This window comes from Micromonospora vulcania (assembly GCF_042658605.1).
GTDB lineage: Bacteria > Actinomycetota > Actinomycetes > Mycobacteriales > Micromonosporaceae > Micromonospora > Micromonospora vulcania.
Genome location: NZ_JBHSQS010000015.1, coordinates 18,666 through 40,170 on the forward strand (window position 1 = coordinate 18,666; position 21,505 = coordinate 40,170).

The 21,505-nt window shown below is 72.4% G+C and carries 20 protein-coding genes; 13 read left to right on the forward strand and 7 right to left on the reverse strand.

The window, feature by feature from the left end:
• Positions 1-3 precede the first annotated feature (3 nt).
• Complete coding sequence (locus ACFQGL_RS22805) at positions 4-1,155, reverse strand: acyl-CoA dehydrogenase family protein (RefSeq protein WP_377514373.1); 1,152 nt, start codon at positions 1,153-1,155, stop codon at positions 4-6.
• A 92-nt stretch (positions 1,156-1,247) separates the two neighbouring features.
• Between ACFQGL_RS22805 and ACFQGL_RS22810 the strand changes: the two genes are divergently transcribed.
• From ACFQGL_RS22810 to ACFQGL_RS22820, 3 genes are read left to right on the forward strand one after another with little or no spacing between them, the layout of a single operon-like run.
• Positions 1,248-2,975, forward strand: a complete 1,728-nt coding sequence (locus ACFQGL_RS22810) for an AMP-binding protein (protein ID WP_377514375.1) — start codon at positions 1,248-1,250, stop codon at positions 2,973-2,975.
• Positions 2,976-2,999: 24 nt separating this feature from the next.
• Entirely contained in the window at positions 3,000-3,305 is a 306-nt protein-coding gene (locus ACFQGL_RS22815; protein ID WP_377514376.1) for an acyl carrier protein, read from the forward strand.
• Complete coding sequence (locus ACFQGL_RS22820; RefSeq protein WP_377514377.1) at positions 3,302-4,363, forward strand: class I SAM-dependent methyltransferase; 1,062 nt, start codon at positions 3,302-3,304, stop codon at positions 4,361-4,363. Before ACFQGL_RS22815 ends, ACFQGL_RS22820 begins: the two co-directional genes overlap by 4 nt.
• Positions 4,364-4,373: 10 nt before the next feature.
• Here ACFQGL_RS22820 and ACFQGL_RS22825 read toward each other — a convergent pair whose 3' ends face one another.
• Positions 4,374-5,966, reverse strand: coding sequence for a (2,3-dihydroxybenzoyl)adenylate synthase (locus ACFQGL_RS22825; protein WP_377514378.1), 1,593 nt, complete (start codon positions 5,964-5,966; stop codon positions 4,374-4,376).
• A gap of 94 nt (positions 5,967-6,060) precedes the next feature.
• On the opposite strand from ACFQGL_RS22825, the gene ACFQGL_RS22830 reads away from it, so the two are divergent.
• The 3 genes from ACFQGL_RS22830 to ACFQGL_RS22840 are packed head-to-tail and all read left to right on the forward strand — an operon-like array spanning position 6,061 to position 8,331.
• Positions 6,061-7,098, forward strand: a complete 1,038-nt coding sequence (locus tag ACFQGL_RS22830; protein WP_377514380.1) for a methyltransferase — start codon at positions 6,061-6,063, stop codon at positions 7,096-7,098.
• Between the two features lie 9 nt (positions 7,099-7,107).
• Entirely contained in the window at positions 7,108-8,133 is a 1,026-nt protein-coding gene (locus ACFQGL_RS22835) for a methyltransferase (protein WP_377514382.1), read from the forward strand.
• Positions 8,134-8,136: 3 nt separating this feature from the next.
• Positions 8,137-8,331, forward strand: a complete 195-nt coding sequence (locus tag ACFQGL_RS22840; protein ID WP_377514383.1) for a ferredoxin — start codon at positions 8,137-8,139, stop codon at positions 8,329-8,331.
• 38 nt (positions 8,332-8,369) lie between these two features.
• Here ACFQGL_RS22840 and ACFQGL_RS22845 read toward each other — a convergent pair whose 3' ends face one another.
• Positions 8,370-8,843 (reverse strand): hypothetical protein, encoded by a 474-nt coding sequence (locus ACFQGL_RS22845; RefSeq protein ID WP_377514384.1) that lies wholly within the window; start codon positions 8,841-8,843, stop codon positions 8,370-8,372.
• Between the two features lie 335 nt (positions 8,844-9,178).
• Between ACFQGL_RS22845 and ACFQGL_RS22850 the strand changes: the two genes are divergently transcribed.
• The 3 genes from ACFQGL_RS22850 (at position 9,179) to ACFQGL_RS22860 (ending at position 10,776) form a co-directional block, all read left to right on the forward strand.
• Positions 9,179-9,442 carry a hypothetical protein gene (locus tag ACFQGL_RS22850; RefSeq protein ID WP_377514385.1) on the forward strand — a complete coding sequence of 88 codons (264 nt, stop codon included), beginning with the start codon at positions 9,179-9,181 and terminating at the stop codon, positions 9,440-9,442.
• A 2-nt stretch (positions 9,443-9,444) separates the two neighbouring features.
• On the forward strand, positions 9,445-9,705 hold the full coding sequence (locus tag ACFQGL_RS22855; protein ID WP_377514386.1) for a hypothetical protein: 261 nt from the start codon (positions 9,445-9,447) through the stop codon (positions 9,703-9,705).
• A 642-nt stretch (positions 9,706-10,347) separates the two neighbouring features.
• A complete protein-coding gene (locus ACFQGL_RS22860; protein ID WP_377514387.1) occupies positions 10,348-10,776 on the forward strand; it encodes a hypothetical protein in 429 nt (142 codons plus the stop codon).
• 235 nt (positions 10,777-11,011) lie between these two features.
• On the opposite strand, the gene ACFQGL_RS22865 is transcribed toward ACFQGL_RS22860, so the two are convergent.
• Entirely contained in the window at positions 11,012-11,776 is a 765-nt protein-coding gene (locus ACFQGL_RS22865) for a helix-turn-helix domain-containing protein (RefSeq protein ID WP_377514388.1), read from the reverse strand.
• Between the two features lie 83 nt (positions 11,777-11,859).
• Between ACFQGL_RS22865 and ACFQGL_RS22870 the strand changes: the two genes are divergently transcribed.
• Positions 11,860-12,912, forward strand: coding sequence for an XRE family transcriptional regulator (locus ACFQGL_RS22870; protein ID WP_377514389.1), 1,053 nt, complete (start codon positions 11,860-11,862; stop codon positions 12,910-12,912).
• 61 nt (positions 12,913-12,973) lie between these two features.
• Here the strand turns inward: ACFQGL_RS22870 and ACFQGL_RS22875 are convergent, their stop codons facing one another.
• From ACFQGL_RS22875 to ACFQGL_RS22885, 3 genes are read right to left on the reverse strand one after another with little or no spacing between them, the layout of a single operon-like run.
• Positions 12,974-15,250 (reverse strand): xanthine dehydrogenase family protein molybdopterin-binding subunit, encoded by a 2,277-nt coding sequence (locus ACFQGL_RS22875; protein WP_377514390.1) that lies wholly within the window; start codon positions 15,248-15,250, stop codon positions 12,974-12,976.
• Between the two features lie 23 nt (positions 15,251-15,273).
• Positions 15,274-16,482 (reverse strand): cytochrome P450, encoded by a 1,209-nt coding sequence (locus ACFQGL_RS22880; protein WP_377514391.1) that lies wholly within the window; start codon positions 16,480-16,482, stop codon positions 15,274-15,276.
• Complete coding sequence (locus ACFQGL_RS22885) at positions 16,479-17,690, reverse strand: cytochrome P450 (RefSeq protein WP_377514392.1); 1,212 nt, start codon at positions 17,688-17,690, stop codon at positions 16,479-16,481. The genes ACFQGL_RS22880 and ACFQGL_RS22885 overlap by 4 nt, the downstream gene beginning before the upstream one ends.
• A 78-nt stretch (positions 17,691-17,768) precedes the next feature.
• On the opposite strand from ACFQGL_RS22885, the gene ACFQGL_RS22890 reads away from it, so the two are divergent.
• Genes ACFQGL_RS22890 through ACFQGL_RS22900 form a run of 3 tightly spaced genes read left to right on the forward strand, consistent with a single transcriptional unit; the run spans position 17,769 to position 21,497 of the window.
• Positions 17,769-19,043 (forward strand): cytochrome P450, encoded by a 1,275-nt coding sequence (locus tag ACFQGL_RS22890; RefSeq protein ID WP_377514393.1) that lies wholly within the window; start codon positions 17,769-17,771, stop codon positions 19,041-19,043.
• Positions 19,044-19,079: 36 nt separating this feature from the next.
• On the forward strand, positions 19,080-20,219 hold the full coding sequence (locus ACFQGL_RS22895) for a steroid 3-ketoacyl-CoA thiolase (protein ID WP_377514394.1): 1,140 nt from the start codon (positions 19,080-19,082) through the stop codon (positions 20,217-20,219).
• A 6-nt stretch (positions 20,220-20,225) separates the two neighbouring features.
• The gene (locus ACFQGL_RS22900) at positions 20,226-21,497 is read left to right on the forward strand and encodes a CaiB/BaiF CoA transferase family protein (protein WP_377514395.1); all 1,272 of its coding nucleotides are present in this window, start codon (positions 20,226-20,228) and stop codon (positions 21,495-21,497) included.
• The last annotated feature ends 8 nt before the right edge of the window (positions 21,498-21,505 follow it).

Sequence of the window (21,505 nt, forward strand, 5' to 3'; positions counted from 1 at the left end):
TGGTCAGAACATCGTGGTGTCGACGGCCGCACCGGCCAGCAGCGCGCCGACCGTGGCGTAGCTGTCCCGGCCGTTGACGAAGTGCTGCGTCGCGGTGTTGATGTCGCGCAGCCGCCGTTGCAGCGGCGAGGAGTCGAACACGGTCGACGCGCCGGCCAGCGCGTACGCCGTCTGCACGGCCTGGTGTGCCGCGGCGGTGACCTGCGCGGCGGTGGCTCGCAGGCAGGCCCGGTCCAGAGGGCTGAGCACCTCGCCGCGCCGGGCGGTCTCCCAGGCGGCCCCGGCCTCGGAGTGCAGCAGCGCCCGGGCCGCGCGCAGGGCCACGTGCGCCTCACCGAGGCGGTCGTGGAACACCGGGGAGTCGGCCAGCGCCCGGGTGCTGAAGGTACGGCGGCGGCCGGCGGCGGCCAGGTCGGCGGCGTCGCGTACCGCGCCCTGGGCGATGCCGAGGTCGACCGCGGCGATGAGCAGACCGGCCTGGGCGATCCGAAAGACCGTGCGGCGTACGTCGTCGCCGTCGCCGACCAGGCTGAAGCCGCGGTGCTCGGGGCAGATCCGGCTGGCCGCGCGCACGTCCTGGCTGGCGGTGCCGCGCAGGCCGAGCACCTGCCAGGTGTCCAGCAGCTCCAGCTCGCCGCCGGGAAAGAGCACCATCCGGGTCAGCGGCGCCCCGTTGGGCAGGGTCTGCGGGGTCCGGCCGTCGAGCACGATGCAGTTCAGGTAGATCCAGCTCGCCTGGGGGCTGCCGGTCACGAACGGCCACTGACCGTTGACCCGCCAACCGCCGGCGCCGTCCGGGGCGGCCCGGCCCTTCGGCGCGACCGCGCCGGCGCCCAGCACGTCCGGACCGCTCGCGTAGATCTCGTCGCGGGCGGCCTCGGGGAAGCAGGCGAACAGCAGGTGCGCCAGGCCGACCTGGCCGATCAGCCAGCCGGTGGAGGCGTCCGCAGTGGAGAGCTGCTCGATCACCCGCAGCGCCTCGCTCAGCGGCAGGTCGGCGCCGCCGTACGCGGAGGGCACCAGCATCCGCAGGCAGCCCGCGGCGGTGAGGTCGGCGATGACGTCGTCCGGGACCCGGCCCGCCCGGTCTATCTCCGGTGCCCGCTCGGCGAGTGCGGGGAGCAGTCCGTCGACGCGCGGCAGCGTACTGGTCACGGATGCACTCTATCGCCTTCCTCGTATCTTGTTTAGCCTTGTATCTGGTATCAATCTCGGATAGACGTACTGGGGGAGGAGGTGACGGGTCGATGAGCGCACACGCCGTTTCGGGCTCGCCGCTGCTGAGCTGGCTGGAGAGGCCCCGGTCGGACCGGGGCGTGCACTTCGCCGCGGCCGGCGATGACTGGACCTTCCTGTCGTACGCCGAGCTGGCCGACCGCACCCGGGTGATCCTGGCCGGCCTGCGGGCGGTCGGGGTGGTCCCGGGTGACGTGGTGTCCGTCGTCGAGCCGGCCGGCCCCGACTTCGTCGCCACGCTGTTCGCCGCGATGGCCGCCGGGGCGGCACCCTCACCGATCGCTCCGCCGCTGGCCTTTCAGGACCGCGAGGTCTACGGCGAGCATGTGCTGGGTCTCCTGCGTGCCGCCGCGCCACGGGTGGTGGTCTGCGCGACCAGCCTCACCGCGTCCGTCGAGCCGCTGGCCGCGACCGCCGGTGTCCGCCGGGTGCTGTGCGCCGACGAGTTGGCCGAGGCCGCCGGCGGGGCGCGGGGCACGGTCGCCGCGCCGGGCCCGCTGGCCCTGCTCCAGTTCACCTCCGGCTCCAGCGGTCGCGCCCGGGGCGTGCAGGTGCCGCACGCGGCGCTGGCCGCCAACGTCACGGCCATCCGGCGGTGGCTGGCCATGACCCCGGACGACCCGACGGCCTCCTGGCTGCCGGTGCACCACGACATGGGCCTCATCGGGTGCCTCGTCACCCCGGTGGTGAACACCAGCGACCTGTGGCTGATGCCGCCGGAGGAGTTCGTCCGCAACCCCGGGCGCTACCTGCGCTGCTTCGGCGCGCGCGGCGCGCGTCTGACCTCGATGCCGAACTTCGGGCTGGAGTACATCGCCCGGCGGGTCCGCCGCGAGGCGTTGACCGGGCTGGACTTCTCCGACTGGCGCGCGGTCATCGTCGGTGCCGAGCGGATCGACGCCGAGGCGCTGCGCCGGTTCTGCGCTCTGCTCATCCCGTACGGCTTCGACCCGCGTGCCCTGCTGCCCGCGTACGGGCTGGCCGAGGCGACCCTGGCGGTCACCGGGCTGCCCCTGGACGAGCTGTACCACGCCGTCGAGCTGCGACCCGACCGGCTGCGGTTGGGTGCCCGGGCGGTGCCGGACCCCGCCGAGCCGGTCGACGGCGACGTCGAGACGTACCCGGTGGTGGGCTGCGGCCGGCCGGTGACCGGGGTACGGGTGCGGATCGTCGACGAGGCCGGCGCGCCCCTGCCCGACGGGGTGGTCGGTGAGATCGAGGTACACGGCCCGTCCGTCGCCCAGGGGTACGTCAACGAGGCCGACTCGGCGTCCCAGACCACGCTCGGCGGCGGCGTGTTGCGTACCGCCGACGCCGGCTTCCTGCACGACGGCCAGCTGCACGTGCTCGGCCGGCTCGGCGACAGCATGAAGGTCCGGGGCCGGGCGGTCTTCGCCGAGGACCTCGAATGGGCCATCTGCCGCCCGGGGGTGCCGGCCCAGCGGATGGCCGCGCTACTGGGCCACCGGGCCGGCACCGCGACCGTGGTGGCGGTGTTCGAGCAGGCCCAGCCCGAGTGGCTGGCGCAGGCGGAGCGGGAGCTGCGCCGCCGGGCCGAGGGCGCGCAGGTGGTCATCGTGGACGCGCCGCGCGGCACCATCGCCCGGACCTCCAGCGGCAAACCCAAACGACGCCAGCTGTGGCAGGCGTTCGTCGATGACCGGCTGCCCGGAACCGTGATCACCACGGCACCGCACGGGCAGCGGGACCAGACCGAGCAGACGACGACGGCGTCCTGAGGGACGTCCGGACAGGAGGCGGGAATGACCGACGCGACCAGGTCGACGACGGCCGAGGTACGTACCGAGGAGGAGGTGCGCGACTCGGTCACGGCGATCGTCACCGAGCTGGCGCCGAACCCGGAGCAGACCGAGGGGGCGGGTGACTCGCGGCTGGTCGAGGATCTCGGCTTCCACTCCCTCGCGCTGCTGGAGTTGGCCTTCACCCTGGAGGACGAGTTCGACCTCCCGCCGATCGACGAGACGACGGCACGCAAGATCGTCACCATCGACGCCGTGGTGGCGCACGTCAACGAGATCCTGCGGGACCGCGGCGAGCTGGCCAGTTGACGGCGCTGTCGCTGCGGCTCTTCCTGGCCATGCTGCACACCCAGGAGCTGCTGGCCGGCTACCTGGGTGCCCGGCTCGGCCTGTACGAGGCGCTCGACCGTGGACCGGCCGACGTCGGCGAGCTCTGCGCGCGTACCGGGATCGACGCCCGGTACGCGCGGGAGTGGCTGGAACAGCAGGCGGTGGCCGGTTTCATCGAGGTGGACGACGTGGCCGCCGCGCCCGAGCGACGGGTCTACCGGCTGCCGCCCGGGCACGCCGAGGTGCTGCTCGCCTCGGACAGCCCGCTGTCGTTGGTCTCGCTGACCATGCTGCCGCTGGGCGGGGTGGCCGGGGCGCTGCCGGCGCTGCTGGAGGCGTACCGCACCGGGGCCGGCGTACCGGACGAGGTGTACGGCGACGACTGGCGGCACGGCCACTCCGGCGCCAACCGGTCGTTGTTCACGTACGCCCTGCCTGGCTGGCTCTCCTCGTCGCTGCCGGAGATCCATCAGCGGCTCACCGCCGCGCCGAGCCGGATCGCCGACGTCGGCTGCGGCGCGGGCTGGGCGGCGATCGCGCTGGCCAGGGCGTACCCGCTGGCCGAGGTGGACGGTTACGACCTGGACGCGCCGACGCTGGCCGCGGCGGACGCGAACGCCGCGGCGGCCGGCGTGGCCGACCGGGTCCGGTTCCACCGGCGCGACGCCGCCGACCCGGAGCTGGCCGGCCGGTACGACCTGGTCTGCGTCTTCGACGCGCTGCACGAGATGAGCCAGCCGGTGTCGGTGCTGCGGGCCTGCCGCCGGTTGCGTGGCGACGGCGGCGCGGTGCTGGTGCTCGACGCCAAGGTGGCGCACCGGTTCGTCGCTCCGGGGGACGAGATCGAGCGCTTCCAGTACGCCACCAGCGTGCTGCACTGCCTGCCGGCCGGTCTGGCCGGGCCCGGCTCGACGGCCACCGGCACGGTCCTGCGGCCCGCTCAGGTCCGCCGGTTCGCCACCGAGGCCGGCTACGCCGACGTGCAGATCGTCCCGGTGGACGACCGCTTTCACCGGCTGTACCACCTGACGGGCTGAGCCCAGCGGCTCAGCCCGTCAGCTCGGCGCCCAGCGCCCGCTTGTCCACCTTGCCCACGCCCGTGTACGGCAACGCGGTGCGCAGCTCCAACCGGTCCGGCAGCTTGTACGCGGCCAGCCCGCGCTCGGTGAGGAAGTCGCGCAGCTGCCCCAGCGTGGGTGCGTCGTCGCGCGGGACCACCACGGCACAGGTCTTCTCCCCGAGCACCCGGTCAGGCACGGCGAGCACGGCGACCTCGCGGACCGCCGGGTGTGCGAGCAGGTGCTCCTCCACCTCGCCGGCGGGGACCTTCTCGCCGCCCCGGTTGACCACCTCCTTGATCCGACCGACCACGACCAGCTCACCGGTCGGGGTCCAGCGGACCAGGTCCCCGGTGCGCAGGAAGCCGTCCGGGGTGAAGGTGTGCGCGTTGTACTCCGGGACCCGGTAGTAGCCGCGCAGGGTGGTCGGGCCGCGCACGATCAGCTCGCCCACCTCGCCGCTCGGCTGGTCGCGCCCGGCGTCGTCGACGATCCGGAACTCGTCGGCGGCCGACAGCGGCCGACCCTGGGTGTGCGCGGCGAGTTCCGGTGGGTCGTCCGGGCGGGTGCAGCAGATCGGGCCCTCGGCCATGCCGAAGAAGTGCGCCAGTCGGATCCCCAGCTCCCGGGTCACCCGGGCGGCCACCTCCGGGCTGAGATTGGCGCCACCCACCTCGACCACCAGGCCGGTCAGGTCGGCCCCGAGCACCGGCGCGAGGTCCGCCCACAGTGGCAGGAAGGCCGGCATCAACGTGGTCAGGGTGACCCGCTCGCGGGCGATCAACCGGAACGCCTCGTCCGGGCTGGGGCTGCCGGCCAGCACGGCGGTGGCGCCGACGCTCAACGCGCCGAGCACGCCGGGGCAGCCCAGGGCCGCGTTGTGGGCCACCGGCAGCGCGGCCAGATAGACACCGTCCGATCCGAAACCCATCGCCGCCGCGGTCGCCCGCAGTTGGTACGCGTAGTCGTCGTGGGTGCGCGGAATCAGCTTCGGCAGACCGGTCGAGCCGCCGGAGAGCAGGAAGAACGCGACGTCCGACGGGTCCGGCGCGGGCAGCTCGACGGGCTCGGCGTCCACCTCGGCCAGTGCGGTGAACTCGCCCGGGTCGCCGACCACGAACACGTCCCGCAGGGCCGGGTTCTCGGCGCGCACGTCGGCGGCGAGCTTGCGCAGGTCGAACCCCTGGACCTGGTCGACGGTCACGTACGCGACCGCCTCGGTGTGCGCGCACAGGTGCCCAATCTCGGCCCTGCGGTGCGCCGGCAGGGCCAGCACCGGCAGGGCGGCCAGCCGGAACAGCGCCAGGCACACCACCACGAACTCGACGCTGTTGGGCAGTTGGACCACCACCCGGTCGTGCCGGCCGATGCCACGCGCTCGCAGCCCGGCTGCCAGCCGGTCGGCCCGCCGGTCGAGGTCGCGGTAGCTCACCCGCTGGTCGCCGGTGACCAGCGCGGTGCGTTCCGGATCCGTACGCGCCCACTCCCGGCCCAGGTCGGCGAGCACCTCGCCGCGCCAGTAGCCCTCGGCGCGGTATCGCTCGGCCAACTCCTGCGGCCAACGCACAACCCCGTCCAGCATCCAGAGCCTCCCGCGACGACGGTGACAGCGACCCGGAACACAAGCTAGTGTGCAGATACGCGAGATACAAGACACGTGATAGTGGAGGCGGTTGATGCTGGCGGCGCGGCCCCGTACCGACCTCGGTGCGCTGACCCGGCTCACCGAACTCGCCGACTACATCGTGCCGTTCACCATCCGGGTGATCGCCGAGCTGGGCGTGGCCGACGAACTGGTCGACGGTCCCCGGCCGGTGACCGAGCTGGCCGAGGCGACCGGGGCGCACGCGCCGTCGCTGCTGCGCGCCCTGCGGGCACTGGCCGGCAAGGGCATCTTCACCGAGGTCGAACCGGAGGTCTTCGGGCTGACCAAGCTGGCCGAACCCCTGCGTACCGACCATCCGCTGTCGCTGCGCGACGCGTACCCCCTGATGGCCGCCGACGTACGCGCCTGGGCCGGGCTCGCCCGGTGTCTGCGCACCGGGGAGGCCACCTTTCCGCGGGTGCACGGCACCGACTACTGGTCGTACCTGGCCGGGCATCCGGCCGACAGCCTGGCCGTCGACCGGTGGATGTCCAGCCTGACCAGGCTGCACCTGCGGACCGTGCTGCCGGCGTGGCCGTGGGCGCGGGCACAGGAGGTGGTCGACGTCGGCGGCGGCGACGGCGCGTTCCTGGCCGGCCTGCTCACCCGCTGCCCGGGGCTGCGCGGCACGGTGCTCGACCTGCCGCACGTGGTGGCGGCCGCGCCGGCGCTGCTCGCCCAGGCCGCGGTGGCCGAGCGCTGTCGGATCGTCCCGGGCAGCTTCTTCGACCCACTGCCGGCGGGCGCGGACCTGTATGTGCTCAAGACGATCCTGCCGGGCTGGGACGACGCCGACGCCTCGGCCATCCTGCGCCGGATCGCCGAGGCGATGCGACCGGACAGCCGGCTGCTGCTGCTGGAGGCGATCATCCCGGCCGGCGACGCCTTCGACGTCGCGAAGCTCGTCGACCTGCACACCCTGGTGCTCACCGGCGGCCGGCACCGCACCCGTGCCCAGCTCGTCGACCTGCTGGCCGGCGCCGGCCTACGACTGGACCGGATCGTCCCCACCCCCACGCTCACCGTGATCGCCGCCGGCCCCGCGTCGGCCGCGGCCGACGTCCCCTAGGAGGTATCGATGGCCCCGACCCGACCCCGGATCGACATCGAGTCGGTGTTCCGACTGACCGAGCTGGCCGACTACATCGTGCCGTTCACCGTGCGCGCGGTCGCCGAGCTGGGCGTCGCCGACCAGCTCGTCGACGGGCCCCGGCCGGTGACCGAACTGGCCGAGGCGACCGGGGCGCACGCGCCGTCGCTGCTGCGCGCCCTGCGGGCACTGGCCGGCAAGGGCATCTTCACCGAGGTCGAACCGGAGGTCTTCGGGCTGACCAAGCTGGCCGAACCCCTGCGTACCGACCATCCGCTGTCGCTGCGCGAGGCGTACCCCCTGCTCGAACCGGACATCGAGGCGTGGGCCCACTTCGACCACAGCATCCGCACCGGCCAGGCGTCCTTCGACCAGGTCCACCCCGAGGGCTACTGGCCGTACATGGCCGCCCATCCGCACGACAGCGCCCGGTTCGACGCCTCCCAGCAGGCGGCCACCCGGCTGGAGCTGCGGGCCGCGCTGCCCGCGTACCCCTGGGGCGAGCTGGCCACGGTGGTCGACGTCGGCGGCGGCAACGGCGCCTTCCTCGGCGGCATCATGGCCCGGTTCCCGGCGCTGCGGGGCACCCTGTTCGACCTGCCGCACGTGGTCGCCGACGCCGAGCCGGTGCTGCAGAAGCTCGGTGTCGCGCAGCGGTGCACGGTGACCGGCGGCAGCTTCTTCGAGACCGTTCCGGCCGGCGCGGACGCCTACCTGCTCAAGCGGATCCTCTACGGCTGGGACGACGACAACGCCCTACGGCTGCTGAGGGCCGTGCGGGCGGCGATGCGCCCGGACAGCCGGCTGCTGGTGCTGGAGCCGGTCGTCGAGGCCGGTGACCGGTTCGACGTCGGCCGCCTCTACGACCTGCTGCTGCTGGCCATGGTCGGCGGCGGGGCCCGCTCCCGCGAGCACATCGAACGGCTGCTGGACGCCGCCGACCTGCGGCTCGCGCGCAGCGTGCCCACCATGATGTTCCCCATCCTCGAGATCGTTGCCAAGACGGAGGCGTGAGCAGTGCGACTGGTCGTGGACTTCTCCCGATGCGAGAGCAACGCAATCTGTGTCGGTCAGGCGCCGGAGGTCTTCGACGTCGGCGAGGACGACCGACTGCACATCACCGAGGAGCCGCTGGAGGGCTCCCTGGGTGAGCGGGTACGCGAAGCCGCGCGCCGCTGCCCGAAGCAGGCGCTGTCCGTCGTGGACGACTGACGCCCGCTCCCCGTCGAACGGGGAGCGGGCGACCAGCGCTATTCGTAGTACTCGACGTACGTGATCAACGAACAGCGGTCCTCGGACCCGTACCCCGGACGGGCCATGCCGAGGCACACCCACACCTCCGCCTGGTCCACGTCCTCGACGGGCCACCCGTAGTTCGGGATCTCCGCGCCGGTCGGGGTGGAGGTGTCATCGGCGACGAACGGCCCGCTCGTGGCCCAGTACCCGTACCAGGTGTCGTAGTACCGGAACCAGGCGCGGGCGGCGTACCCGTCGGCCTTCTGGTCCTTGACGTAGTTGTACCTGCTGGTGTCGAGAGTGGGCCGGTAGTTGTTGATGCAGACCCGCGCGCTCGCGGTGGCACCGACTCCTCCGGTGGGGCTGTAGACGGTGGCGCTGCCGGTGCTGCAACGGTTCGCGGCCTGGGCCGGGGTCGGGGCGACGAGCGTCACCGTCGCCAAGGTGAGTACGCCGACGAGCATTCTGAGCAGTCTCGGATACCGCACGGGTTTCCTTTCGGAAGAGGTGACGGCCCGCCCACCCAGGACGGGCCACATGCCGCGATCCCGCTCGTCACGAGGGATCCGCTGGATCTGAGCCGAGGCTATGGGCGTGTTTCGGCTGGCCACCACCGTTCCGGTGTGTCCCGGACAGCACGCCTCTGTCCGGGCTGCTCGCAGGCTTGTTCGGTGTTGTCCCGAACATCTGGGCGCAACGCTGTACGGGCCGTAGCCCACGCCGAGGACGGGGCCACGGAGAGGGATTCATGTTGGGTAGTGTCTGCGTCGCTACTGCGAGTGCAGAACGCCGGCACCCCGCCGCACTCGACCGGAAGGACGGCATGGCCAGCATCGAGCAAGTCAAAGCCGCTCTCGCCCAGGCAGCCGAGCAGGGAAACACGACGACAAGCCAGATCCGCGCCGCCATCGAGGGCACCGACCAGGTGCTCGCCCGTCTGCGCGCGGTGTCTGCCGGCACCGGGCACCCTGCCCTCTCCGAGGCGATATCCCGAGCCGAGCAGAGCAAGCAACGCCTGATCGAGGCGGCCACGACCCTTCAGGGCAGCACCGCGGCGGCCCGGCAGTACATCAGCATCCTTGGCTGACCGTGAGCATCGGCGAGGTCAAGGCAGCCCTCGATGAAGCGAGTCAACTGCTCGACCAGGGCAGAACAACGGTCGAAGGCATCGGCGATTCCCTGAATGAGGCTGCTGAGCTCATGCTCGCCACCCTGCATGACAGTGGTCGGGACGAGGCAGAGAAAGCCCGCAGAGCCGTCGCCGAGGCGGTACGCGAGGTGAAGTTGGCCCTCCGGGTCATTACCGCCGCGCAGGAAAGTGGTGACGATTTCCGGAGGGCGCTGGGGTGAGTGGCCTGCTCGCTCAGGTCGTGGCGCAACTCAGATCCACGATCGACCGGCTTGACGCACTCGCGGTCCAGGCGAACCGTGCCGCCACCGATATCGCCGAGGGAAACGCCCGCTATGCCGCTGTCGGAAGAGGAACCGATCATCCGCAGTTGCGTGCGGCGGTGAGCCAGAGCCGCACCGGAGCCGACAAGGCCCACCGGCTTGCCCGGCTGAGCAGCGAGGCCGCCCGGAACGTCGCCGACTTCCTGCACGCCATATCTCCCGGTTCGGCGCCGCAGCCGGAGGCGGCCGCCTCCGGGCCACCATCTGGGGAGGACCTCCTGGCGGACAGCGACCGACGGGACCTCGCGCGGCGGAGCTTTCTCACCCGCTCGGTGCGAAGGGCGGATGACATCCAGGAGCATGTCTCAGCGGGCACAGACGCACTTCAGAAGGGTGCGAAGGCCCTACGGGACTTCGATGGCCCCTCCGGAACCCACTCGACCGGCACAGGCACCCCCAGCGTGCCAGGTCCCCCAGCACGGCAGAAGATAGATGGCGCGGAGGCCGCGGGAAATCTCGTGGTTGTCGGCCTGTTGGCTGGTGTCGCAGCGCATCGAACCCTCACAGTGGTGAGCACATGGTTAGCGAGGTTCAGCAGACGTGACGAAACAACCGCTCAGCGAACTGATCCGGGCTCTGGCAAGGGCTGACTGGGATGCGGTCGATGCTCTGGTGGTGGAGATCGGTCAACACGGTCTGGCGAATGGCCTTCAGGTCATCGGTGCTGCCTTCGCGATCGCCGTTGACCAACGGTTCGGGCCCGACACCACCCCCACCGATGTAGCCCGATGGGTCGCCGACGTTCGCGCCCAGAACAGGGGGGGAGAAGACCTACCCGCCCTGGAGATGGAGGGCCTGATCCGGGCGGCCCTCGGCGAGGCCGAGTTGGTCGACGGCATCAACCCCGAAACCGCCCTCGGAGCCGAGCTCTTCATGCTCGGGCGGATCCTTGTGGAGGCCAAGCTCGCTCCGGCCGAGCTCGACGAGTTCATCGCGGAGGCAGAGCAACTCGCTGCTGAACATCGTTAGAGAGCGGGGGTGCTACCTCTCACCCACCGGGCACGCCCGCAATATAGCTGCCGATGGATGCCGGGGTGTAGCAGTGATGTCTCGCCGCTTGCTGCCGGACCGACTCGACGCGCGCCAGGCGTTACGTTGCATCCTCGCTCAACCTCCTGACGACTCCAATCGCGATTGTCCGTATGTGGAGACGGACCGAACGCGATAGCTGGTCTGTGACCAAAGAAGAAACGGCTACCGACGGTCATCCGGGGTGGCGGTCTTGGCGGTCATTTGGGTCGGGTGGCGTGCCGTCGACCCACAGCGCCTCGAAGTGCTCGACGTACCGATCGAACGCCCCGCCGTCCTGCCCTCGCCGGAGGTGCAGCGTCACGGAATCCTGTCCGAGCCCGGAACCGATATGGGTTGCGACGATAGCCTCATCGTCGAAGACCCAGACGGACATGGCGATGTGACGGTCAGACAGACGTACCGGGATCACGGCAGGGAGCCTGCCAATTTCCGCACGCGTCATCGCGATCCGTGTTGCCAAGGTTAGCGGCGTGTCTTCCAGCCGCTCACGCTCGGCGGTAACCGGGCTGGCCGGATCACCGAGCAGGAATCGCAGGTCCGCCCCGGAGTTAGCCTTCGCGGTCAGCATGCCGGCAGCACCGGTTACCTCCAGCCAGAGAAAGTAGCTCGTGTAGCCGCCGAACCAGAGCCGGGAGTTCGCGCCCTCGATCGCCTCACGGAAAACCGACCGGGGCAGGTCGGCGCGGCGAGGGTAGAGGGCGACCAGTTCACGGTCGGTTCCCACCTTCACCGCACGTCGGATCATCTCAGGCCACAGCACACCAACATCCTCGCCCAACACCTCGGCTGCGCGCACCCTGGAGCGAGGATGGGGCAGGCGTCCTCGGCTGATCCAACGCTCGACGGTCTTGGCGTCCACGTTGCATCGATCGGCGAGATCGACCACGGTGAAACCCGCCTTCACGATCGCCCATTTCAGTACGTCATTTCGCGCCATGCCAGGGGACCTTTCGTAGACGTCCCCTCAGGGTCACACCCGAGCGGTACTACCGTCCGTGACACGCCGGCAGCATTTCCTGCATGACGTCCGGAGTTGTGGCGATGGTGTTCGGTGGGCTGGTACCGGGTTTTCTGCTCGGGTTGCTGCGCTACTCCGTCGCGCAGGAGATCGCCGAGGTGCTGCGCGTCGACCCAGCCGTACTGCTTGACCCCCGCAAGCCGCCACCGGCTGCGGCCACCGGCCTGGACGGCGTCGACGCGATCCGCGCCGCTCTGGCCCACTACCACCAACGCCCCATCCGAGTCGTCCCCGTCGACGAGGTGCAACGGCACGTCGCGCACGCCTGGCTCACCTACCAGCACGCCCACTACACCCAACTCCTGCGGGCACTGCCCAACCTGCTCGACGCCGCCCACACCACACCGAGCCTGCTGCTGCCCGCGTACCGGATCACCGCCTGCGTCCTCGTCAAGCTCGGCGAGGCCGACCTCGCCTGGCTCGCCGCCGACCGGGCTGTCACCGCCGCCACCGGCGACCCCATCGGCACCGGCACCGCCACCATCGCCGTCGCCCAGGCGCTGCGTGCCCTCGGCCGCGACCGCCTCGCCCTCACGGCGGCCGTCGCCGGCGCGGGCACGGCCGCCGACGATGGGGTACGCGGAACGCTGCTCCTGCAGGCGGCGATGGCCGCAGCCGGCTGTGGCGAGTGCCGCCGCGTCGAGGACCTGATCGACCACGCCGCCACACTGGCCGACCGCCACACCGTGCACGACGATCCGCACCACACCACGTTCGGCCCGATCGCGGTGCTGCTGGCCCGCTTCCTCACCGCCCTGCACCTCGGCGACGCCGACGAAGCCGTGTACCGCCACGAGCAGGCCGTCCGCCGCGACGACTGGCGCCTGCTACCCGCCGAACATCGAGCGGCCCACCTCATCGACGCCGCCCGCGCCTACCTTCAGACTGGCGACCTCGCCAAAGGCGGGCACACGTTGGCCGCGGCCGATGCCGTCGCACCCGCCGAAGTCCGCTTGCGCCCTGCCGCCCGTACCCTCGTCACCGAAATTGCCCACCACGGCCCGGCGGTCGCCAGCGTCGCCCGACTGGCCACCCGCATCGGGCTCACCCGATGACCCGCGACGCCCACTGCGACTCGAACCGGCCGCTGGCCTGTGTTGGCCGAACGCGTCCGAGCTAGCGGGCGACGCCCGCCGCCTGGATGGCCGTCCAGACCCGCTCGGCGGTCAGCGGCATGTCGATGTGCCGGACGCCGAGGTGGCGTACGGCGTCGACGACGGCGTTCTGCACCGCCGGGGGAAGCCCCACCGCCCCCGACTCGCCCAGGCCCTTGGCGCCGAGTGGGTTGACCGGGGTGGGGGTCTGCATGGCGACCGTCTCGAACGAGGGCAGCTCGGCCGCGCCGACCATGGCGTACCGGTGCAGGTCACCGTGCAGCGGCGTGCCGTCGGTGGCGAACCGGACCTCCTCCACCAGCGCCTGGCCGGCGCCCTGTGCCAGCCCGCCGTGCACCTGCCCCTCGGCCAGCAGCGGGTTGAGCAGCACGCCCGCGTCGTCGACCGCCACCACGCGTAGCAGGGTCACCTGGCCGGTCTCGGTGTCCACCCGCACCACGGCCAGGTGCGCGCCGAACGGGCAGGTCGCGGCGGACGGCTGGAAGGTCGCCTCGGCGGACAATCCGCCGCCGGGCTCGGCGGCGTCGTCGGTCACGACGGCGGCCAGCTCGGTCCAGTTGACGGCGTCCGCGCCGGCGGACCGGAACCGTCTACCGGTGAACTCGACCTCGTCGCGGGGCACGCCCAGGCGTACGGCCGCCAGGTCCCGGGCCCGCTCGACGAGAGCCAGAGCCGCCTCGCGGACCGCCATTCCGCCGGTCTGCAACGACCGTGAGCCGCCGGTGCCGCCGCCCTGGGCGACGGTTCCGGTGTCGGAGTAATGCACGTCGACACGGTCCAGCGGCACACCGAGCACGTCGGCCGCGATCATCGCCCAGGCCGTGCCGTGGCCCTGCCCGTGCGGGCAGGTGCCGGAGTGGACGGTGAACCGGCCGGCCCGATCGACCCGGGCCGAGGCGTACTCGCTGCGGGTGTCCGCGCCGGTGATCTCCACGAAGGTGGACAGGCCGATGCCGAGCTGCTCGACGTCGCCACGCGTACGCCGGGCCGCCTGCTCCGCGCGCAGCGCAGGATAGCCGGCCTCGGCCAGCACCCGCTCCAGCGCCGCCGGGTAGTCGCCGGTGTCGTAGCGGGCGCGGGTGATCGTGGTGACCGGGAAGCTCTCCGGTGGCAGCAGGTTGCGCCGGCGTACCTCGGCCGGGTCCATGCCGATCTCCGCCGCGTACAGGTCGACCATCCGTTCCAGCGCGGCGACCGCCTCGGGTTGCCCGGCGCCCCGGTACGACACCACCGGCGTGGTCGTGGTGGTGACGCTGGACGAGCTGAACTTCGCCCGGCTGATGCCGTACGGGCCGGTCAGCATGGTCCGGGTCCAGAACGGCAGGATCGCGCCGATGCGCGGGTACGCCCCGGCGTCCTGCACCACCTCCAGCGCGTACGACATGATCCGCCCGTCGCGGGTGCCGCCCAGCTCCGCGCTCTGGTGCTGGGCCCGGCCGTGCCCGGCGGCGATCATGCTCTCGCTGCGGGTCTCCGCCCAACGCACCGGGCGACCGAGTCGCCGGGCAGCCCAGGCGACGAACACGTCCTCCCGGCTGGCCATCGCCTTGGAGCCGAACGCGCCGCCGACGTCCCCGTTGACCACCCGGACCCGCTCCTCCGGCTCGCCGAGCGCGGCGGCGAGCTGCCCACGCCACAGGTGCACGGCCTGGCTGCCCGCGCGGTAGCGCAACCCGTCCGGCCCCCACTCGGCCTGCCCGGCCCGGGCCTCCAGCGGGCACGGCGCGACCCGCTGGTTGGTCATCCGCTGCCGAATCACCACCTCGGCGCCCTCGTGCAGCTCGGCACGTCCGGCCGGGCGGCGGAAGCCGAGCTTGAGCACCATGTTGGTGCCGGCCTCGGGGTGCAGCACCAGTTCGTCGGCGAGCGCCTGGTCGACGTCGACCAGGGCCGGCAGCGGCACGATGTCGGCCTGCACCAGGGCGGCGGCGTCGACCGCCTCGGCCCGGCCGGTGGCCAGCACCGCGGCAAGGGGTTCGCCGACGAACCGCACCACGCCGTCGGCGAGCACCGGTGTGGTCATCTTCTGGTTCAGCACACCGGCCTCGGGCGGCAGCGGCGGCAGGTCCACGTCCGCCGCGGTGAACACCGCGACCACGCCGGGCGCCCGGCGGGCGGCCTCGGCGTCCACCCCACGCAGTCGGCCGTGCGCCACGCCGGAGCGGACGAAGACCAGCTCCAGGCAGCCGGGCAGGACCACGTCGTCGACGTACGTCCCGCCGGTGGTGAGCAGGGCGCGGTCCTCGGTACGCCGAACCGATCGGCCGATCAATGACATCTACGACTCCTGGTTCCGCCGGGTCAGGCCGGGCCGACCGTGAGCGGGATCGACGCGTACGACCGGAACAGGGCGCTGGGCTCGCGTACCGGCGCGGCGGCCAGGTCGATGCCGGAGAGGAGTCGGGCCAGCCGTTCGAAGACGACCGCCCCCTCGATCCGGGCCAGCGCGGCGCCGAGGCACCCGCGTACGCCGCCGCCGAAGCCGACGTGCGGATTGGGGTGGCGGCCGATGTCGACGCGGCCCGGGTCGGTGAACACGTCCTCGTCGTGGTTGGCGCAGCCGAGCAGCAGGAACACCGACCGGCCGGCCCGGATCACCCGGTCGCCGACCGGGATCGGCTCCAACGCCAGCCGGGCGGTGTACTGGATCGGGGCGTCGAACCGTACGAACTCCTCGGCCGCGGTGCCGGCCAGCGACGGGTCCGCGCGCAGCCGACGCCATTCGTCGGGCCGTTGGGCCAGCGCGATGCTGCCGGTGCAGACCATGTTCATGGTGGTCTCGTAGCCGGTGAAGCAGAGAAAGACGATGTTGTCGACGACCTCCTCGACCCCCTCGGTCGGGTCCGCCACGGCGAGCATCCGGTCGAGCAGATCGCCGTCCGGATCGGCGCGCCGATCGGCGAGCAGGTCGCGGACGTACCCCCGCAGCCAGGTCAACGCCTCGTCGGCCGCCGCGCGGTCGGCCTCGGGCAGGAACGGGGTGAAGGCTCGGCCCAACGCCGCCGAGCGGGGCCACACCTCGGCCCGGGTCCGCGCGGCCGGCAGCCCGATGAGCTCGCAGACCACCGTCGCGGCGACCGGAAAGGCCAGGTCGGCCACGGCGTCCAGCCGCCCGGTGTCCAGGCCTGGCGCGAGCAGTTCGTCGACCAGCTCACCGACCCGGGTCGCGGTACGCCGGGCCACGCCGGGACTGAACGCCCGGACGATCTGCTGGTGCAGCCGGCTGTGGTCGTCCGGGTCGCGGGTGGGGATGATCCGGCGGAACACCTCCCGGGAGAGGTCCTGGGCCATCCGGAACTGCGGGTCGTCCTCGGGGAAGGTGTTGCTCAGCCGGCGGTCGCGCAGCAGCGCGGCCACGTCCCGGTGCCGGGTCACGCCCCAGCTCGCCGGACCGAACCGGCACAGCGGACCGGCGGCCCGCATCCGCGCGTACGTCGGGTACGGGTCGGCGACGACCTCGGGCGCGAGCGGGTCCATCCGCGCCGGCAGGACCCGTCCGGCGGGGCTCACGGCCGCACCGCCACCGGCACGCTGGCGTACGAGCGCAGCGTCCCGTCGGTCTGTCGGCGGGCCGGCCCGTCCGGGGTGAGCACCGCGAAGGTGCGCAGCAGGGTCTCGAACGCGACCTGTGCCTCCACCCGGGCCAGGTAGCCGCCGAGGCAGTGGTGGATGCCGCCGCCGAAGGACAGGTGCGGGTTCTCCGGCCGGGTGATGTCGAGCCGGTCCGGCGTCGGGAACTGCTCCGGGTCGCGGTTGGCGCTGCCGAGCAGCAGGATCAGCACCCGCCCCGCCCGGATGGTGCGGTCGCCGACCTCGATGTCCTCCCGGACCAGCCGGGCGACGCCCTGGATGGGCGCGTCGTAGCGGAGGAACTCCTCCACGGCCCGGGGGACCAGTGTCGGGTCCGACCGGAGCAGGCTCAGCTGATCCGGGTGGTCGAGCAGGGCGGCAACCCCGGTGGCGATCAGGTTGGTGGTGGTCTCGAAGCCGGCGAAGAACGCGAACACCGCGTTGTCCACGATCTCGTCGTGGTCGAGCACCGCGCCGTCGTCGTCGGTCGCGGCGAGCATCCGGGACAGCAGATCCTCGCCGGGTTCGGCGCGGCGGCGGTCGAGGATCTCACCGAGGTAGCCGCGCAGCCACTCGACGGCCCGGTCGGCGGCCGGGCGGTCGGCGTCCGGCACGATCGCGGCGAACGCCTTGCTCAGATCCAGCGCGTACGGCCGGATGCGTTCGTGGTCGGCGGGCGGGATGCCCATCAGGGCGCAGACCACCATCACCGGCAGGGGAAAGGCCAGATCCGAGACCGCGTCGAACCGGCCGGCGCGTCGCGCCGGGGCCAGCAGCTCGGTGACCATCACCTCGATGCTCGGCCGGAGCCGACGTACCAGGGCAGGGCTGAACGCCTTGGCCATCAGCCGCCGCAGCCGGCCGTGCTCGGGTGGATCGCGATAGAGGATGATGCTGCCGAAGAAGGAGCCGGCGGCGCCGTCGCCGGCCGACATCCGGTGGTACGCCGCCGGAAACTCACTGCCCAGGCGCGGGTCACGGACCAACCGGGCGACGTCGGCGTACCGGGTGACACCCCAACTGCCCGGGCCCATCCGGCACAGCGGGCCGGCCGCCCGTAGCGCCGCGTAGGTGGGGTAGGGGTCGGCCACCACGGCGGGGTCGCGGGCGTCGAATCTCGGCGGCATGCCGGTACGGGCCGAGGTCATGCCCGTCAGTATGCTCAACCAAAGATACGAGAAACAAGTACTTCCGAGATACGCGAAACACTACTAGGCTTCCGAGCCATGACCGAGACCGTGGTGAGCGCTGACCCCCGGATCATCGCGATGGAGTTGCTGATGAAGGCCCCGGCCACCGTCAGCAGCCCGTATCCGCATTACCACGCGCTGCGCAGCGCAGCACCGAAGTACCGGATGGAACAGCCCGGTCAGGGCGTCGGATGGGTGCTCACGTCGTACGACGACTGTCGTGCCGCGCTACGCAACCCGTCGCTGGACAAGTCGGCGCAGCGGCCCCGGATGGGTGACTCGCGTGGCCGCGAGGGCGCCCGTACCCTGCTCTTCCTGGACGGGCCGGAGCACACCCGGCTGCGCGGCCTGGTCAGCCGGGTGTTCACCCCCCGACGCACCGAGACCCTGCGCCCCCGGCTCACCGCCTTCGTGGACGGGCTGTTGGACGACATCACCCGCCAGATCGGCCCGGGCGGCGGCGAGGTCGACATCGTCGGCTCGTTCGGCTTCCCGCTGCCGGTCATGGTGATCGGTGAGCTGGTCGGGGTGCCGCCGGCGGACTGGCCGCTGCTGCGCCGGCTGACCCGCGCCGCGTCCGGCGGGCTGGAGATCTTCGCCCCGCCGGAGGTGCTCAAGGCGTCCGACCAGGCGCTCGGCGAGATGGAGGAGTACTTCGCCGACCTGGTCCGCAAGCGCCGTGAGGACCCCCTGGACGATCTCGCCTCCGCGCTCGGCCAGGTCGAGATCGACGGTGACCGGCTCTCGGTCGACGAGTTGATCCAGGTCATCGTGCTGCTCTTCGGCGCCGGTTTCCAGACCATGACCGACCTGATCGGCCTCGGCACGCACGCGCTGTGCCGCAACCCCGAGCAGCTCCAGCGGCTGCGCGACGAGCCCGAGCTGACCCGATCCGCCGTCGAGGAACTGCTGCGCTTCGACTCCCCGGTGCACGTGCTCGGGCGGGCCGCGTTCGAGGACACCACCTTCGTCGACGGCACCAAGTTGGCCAGCGGCGAGCACGTCATCACCCTGATCGGCGCGGCCAACCGCGACCCGGCCCGCTACGCCGACCCGGACGTGCTCGACATCGCCCGGTTCGCCGGCGCCGAACCGCCTGAGACACCGCTGTCGTTCGCCTGGGGACCGCACCACTGCCTCGGCGCGCAGCTCGCCCGCGCCGAGGGGCAGATCGCCTTCCGCCGGTTGGTGGACCGGTTCGCGGTGATCGAGCTGGCCGACCCGGACGCCGACGAGATCGACCTGGAGTGGCGGCACAGCAGCACCTTCCGGGGCCTGGAGGAGCTGCGCGTACGGCTCGTTCCGGCCTGAGCACCCGAACCACGCGCCGACCAGGAGGGGGAGTCCATGCCGGAGGCGGTGATCGTCGAGGCGGTCCGGACGCCGATCGGCCGGCGCGACGGTGTGCTGTCCGGCCTGAAGGCCGTGGAGTTGCTGCGGCACGTGCAGGTCGAGGTGGTCCGCCGGGCCGGCATCGAACCCGGCGAGGTCGAGCAGATCATCGGCGGCTGCGTCACACAGGTGGGCGAGCAGAGCCTCAACGTCACCCGCAACGCCTGGCTCAACAGCGGGCTCGACTACGAGGTGGCGGCGAGCACGGTGGACGCCTCCTGCGGCTCGGCGCAGCAGGCCAACCACCTGATCGCGGCGCTCATCGCCGCGGGCGCCATCGACGTGGGCATCGCCTGCGGGGTGGAGTCGATGAGCCGGGTACCGGTCGGCACCAACCTCTACCAGGGGCCCGGGCACTACAAGACGCCCGACTACCCGTACGACGATCCGCCGAAGGCGCAGTTCGGCGGCGCCGAGCGGATCGCGGCCCGGCAGGGGCTGACCCGCGCGGACGCCGACGCCTACGGGCTGCGCTCGCAGCAACGCGCGGCGCGGGCCCGCGACGAGGGCCGCTTCGACCGGGAGATCACCCCGGTGCCGCTGCCGGACGGCACGCCGGTCCGCGCCGACGAGGGCATCCGGGAGACCACTCTCGACGGGTTGGCGGCCCTGCGACCGGTGGTCCCCGACGGCATCCACACCGCCGGCACCACCTCGCAGATCTCCGACGGCGCGGCCGCCGTGCTGTGGATGTCCCGCGAACGGGCCACCGCGCACGGCCTGCGGCCCCGGGCCCGGCTGGCCCACCAGGTGGTCACCGGCGCCGACCCCTACTACCTGCTCGACGGCCCCACCGTGGCCACCCGCAAGCTGCTCAAACGGGCCGGGATGAACCTCGACGACGTCGACGTCGTCGAGGTCAACGAGGCGTTCGCCGCCGTCGTGCTGTCCTGGGCGCAGCACCACGACGCCGACCTGGACCGGGTCAACGTCAACGGTGGCGCCATCTCGCTCGGGCACCCGCTGGGCAGCAGCGGCAGCCGGCTGCTGGTCACCGCCCTGCACGAGTTGGAACGTGGCGGCGGCGAGGTCGCCCTGGTCACCATGTGCTGCGGCGGCTCGCTCGGCACGGCGTCGCTGCTGGTGCGGGAGTAGCCGGGCATGGACACCGACCTGCGCTCCGCGCCGACACCGCCGGGCTCCGAGGCCCGCGACGCCGCGGGCTTCTACGCCGATGCACGGCACGACCTGCCGGGACCGTTGCACGGCGTACGGGTCCTGGACGTCACCAAGGTCTGGTCCGGCCCGGTGGCGAGTTGCGTCCTGGCCGACCTCGGCGCCGACGTGCTGCGGGTGGAGATGCCCGGCAACCGGGAGGGGCTGATGCCCCCGGAGATCCCCGGCACCGGGCTGTCCTGGTTCCGGCAGAGCGTGCACCGCAACAAACGCAGCATCGGGCTGGACCTGCGCCGCCCCGGCGCGGCCGAGGTGTTCCTGCGGCTCGTCGCCACCGCCGACGTGGTGGTGGAGAACTACAAGCCCGGGACGCTGGACGCCTGGGGCGTCGGCTACCAGGCCTGCCGGGCGGTCCGGCCGGACGTCGTGCTGGTCTCGGTCTCCGGCTACGGCCAGTTCGGCCCCGACGCGGGCCGCCCCGGGTACGACCCGACCACCCAGGCCGCCGCCGGCTGGATGGCGCTCAACGGCGAGCCCGCCGGAGCGCCGTTGAAGTCGCCCACCTTCCTCGCCGACGATCTGGCCGGCCTGCACGCGGTGATCGGCGCGCTCGCCGCGCTGCGCCACCGCGACCAGACCGGCGAGGGCCAGCACGTCGACGTGAGCATGCTGGACGCGCTGCTGTTCTCCAGCAACGGCTACCTCACTCTGGGCGCGACCGGGGTGCCGCTGCGCCGCTGGGGCGACCAGGCCGACTTCGTGGTGCCGGCCGGCTGCTTCCGCTGCGCCGACGGCCACGTCTACGTCGCCGTCCCGCTGGACCGCTCCTGGCGTCGACTCGCCGAGGTCATCGGCCGACCCGAGCTGGCCCGGGCACCCGGGTACGCGACCAACGAGGAACGCCGCGGCAACCGCGAGGCGGTCAACGCGGTCGTCGCCGACTGGTGTGCCGAGCGGGGCTGTGCCGAGGTGGTCGAGACCCTGGACGCGAACGGGATCACGGCCGAGCGGGTCCGTACCTTCGCCGAGGCCGCGACCGACCCGCAGGTGCACGCCCGGGCCATGGTGCAGGAGACGGTGCTGTCCAACGGCAGCACCGCCCCGCTGACCGGCCCGGCCGTCAAGTTCTCCCGGACGCCGACCGCGGTCCGTTCCGGCGCCCCGGAACCCGGGGCGGACACCGAACGGATCCTCGACGAGGTGTTCGTCGACGCGGCCACCCGGGAACGGCTACGCGCGCAACGGGCGATCGGATGAGGCGGAGG

Coding starts and splice junctions, on each gene's coding strand:
- ACFQGL_RS22900 (WP_377514395.1), top strand. CDS start 20,226: ATGGACACCGACCTGCGCTCCGCGCCGACACCGCCGGGCTCCGAGGCC.
- ACFQGL_RS22895 (WP_377514394.1), top strand. CDS start 19,080: ATGCCGGAGGCGGTGATCGTCGAGGCGGTCCGGACGCCGATCGGCCGG.
- ACFQGL_RS22815 (WP_377514376.1), top strand. CDS start 3,000: ATGACCGACGCGACCAGGTCGACGACGGCCGAGGTACGTACCGAGGAG.
- ACFQGL_RS22890 (WP_377514393.1), top strand. CDS start 17,769: ATGACCGAGACCGTGGTGAGCGCTGACCCCCGGATCATCGCGATGGAG.
- ACFQGL_RS22835 (WP_377514382.1), top strand. CDS start 7,108: ATGGCCCCGACCCGACCCCGGATCGACATCGAGTCGGTGTTCCGACTG.
- ACFQGL_RS22870 (WP_377514389.1), top strand. CDS start 11,860: ATGACGTCCGGAGTTGTGGCGATGGTGTTCGGTGGGCTGGTACCGGGT.
- ACFQGL_RS22865 (WP_377514388.1), bottom strand. CDS start 11,776: ATGGCGCGAAATGACGTACTGAAATGGGCGATCGTGAAGGCGGGTTTC.
- ACFQGL_RS22885 (WP_377514392.1), bottom strand. CDS start 17,690: ATGACCTCGGCCCGTACCGGCATGCCGCCGAGATTCGACGCCCGCGAC.
- ACFQGL_RS22825 (WP_377514378.1), bottom strand. CDS start 5,966: ATGCTGGACGGGGTTGTGCGTTGGCCGCAGGAGTTGGCCGAGCGATAC.
- ACFQGL_RS22875 (WP_377514390.1), bottom strand. CDS start 15,250: ATGTCATTGATCGGCCGATCGGTTCGGCGTACCGAGGACCGCGCCCTG.
- ACFQGL_RS22830 (WP_377514380.1), top strand. CDS start 6,061: ATGCTGGCGGCGCGGCCCCGTACCGACCTCGGTGCGCTGACCCGGCTC.
- ACFQGL_RS22850 (WP_377514385.1), top strand. CDS start 9,179: ATGGCCAGCATCGAGCAAGTCAAAGCCGCTCTCGCCCAGGCAGCCGAG.
- ACFQGL_RS22810 (WP_377514375.1), top strand. CDS start 1,248: ATGAGCGCACACGCCGTTTCGGGCTCGCCGCTGCTGAGCTGGCTGGAG.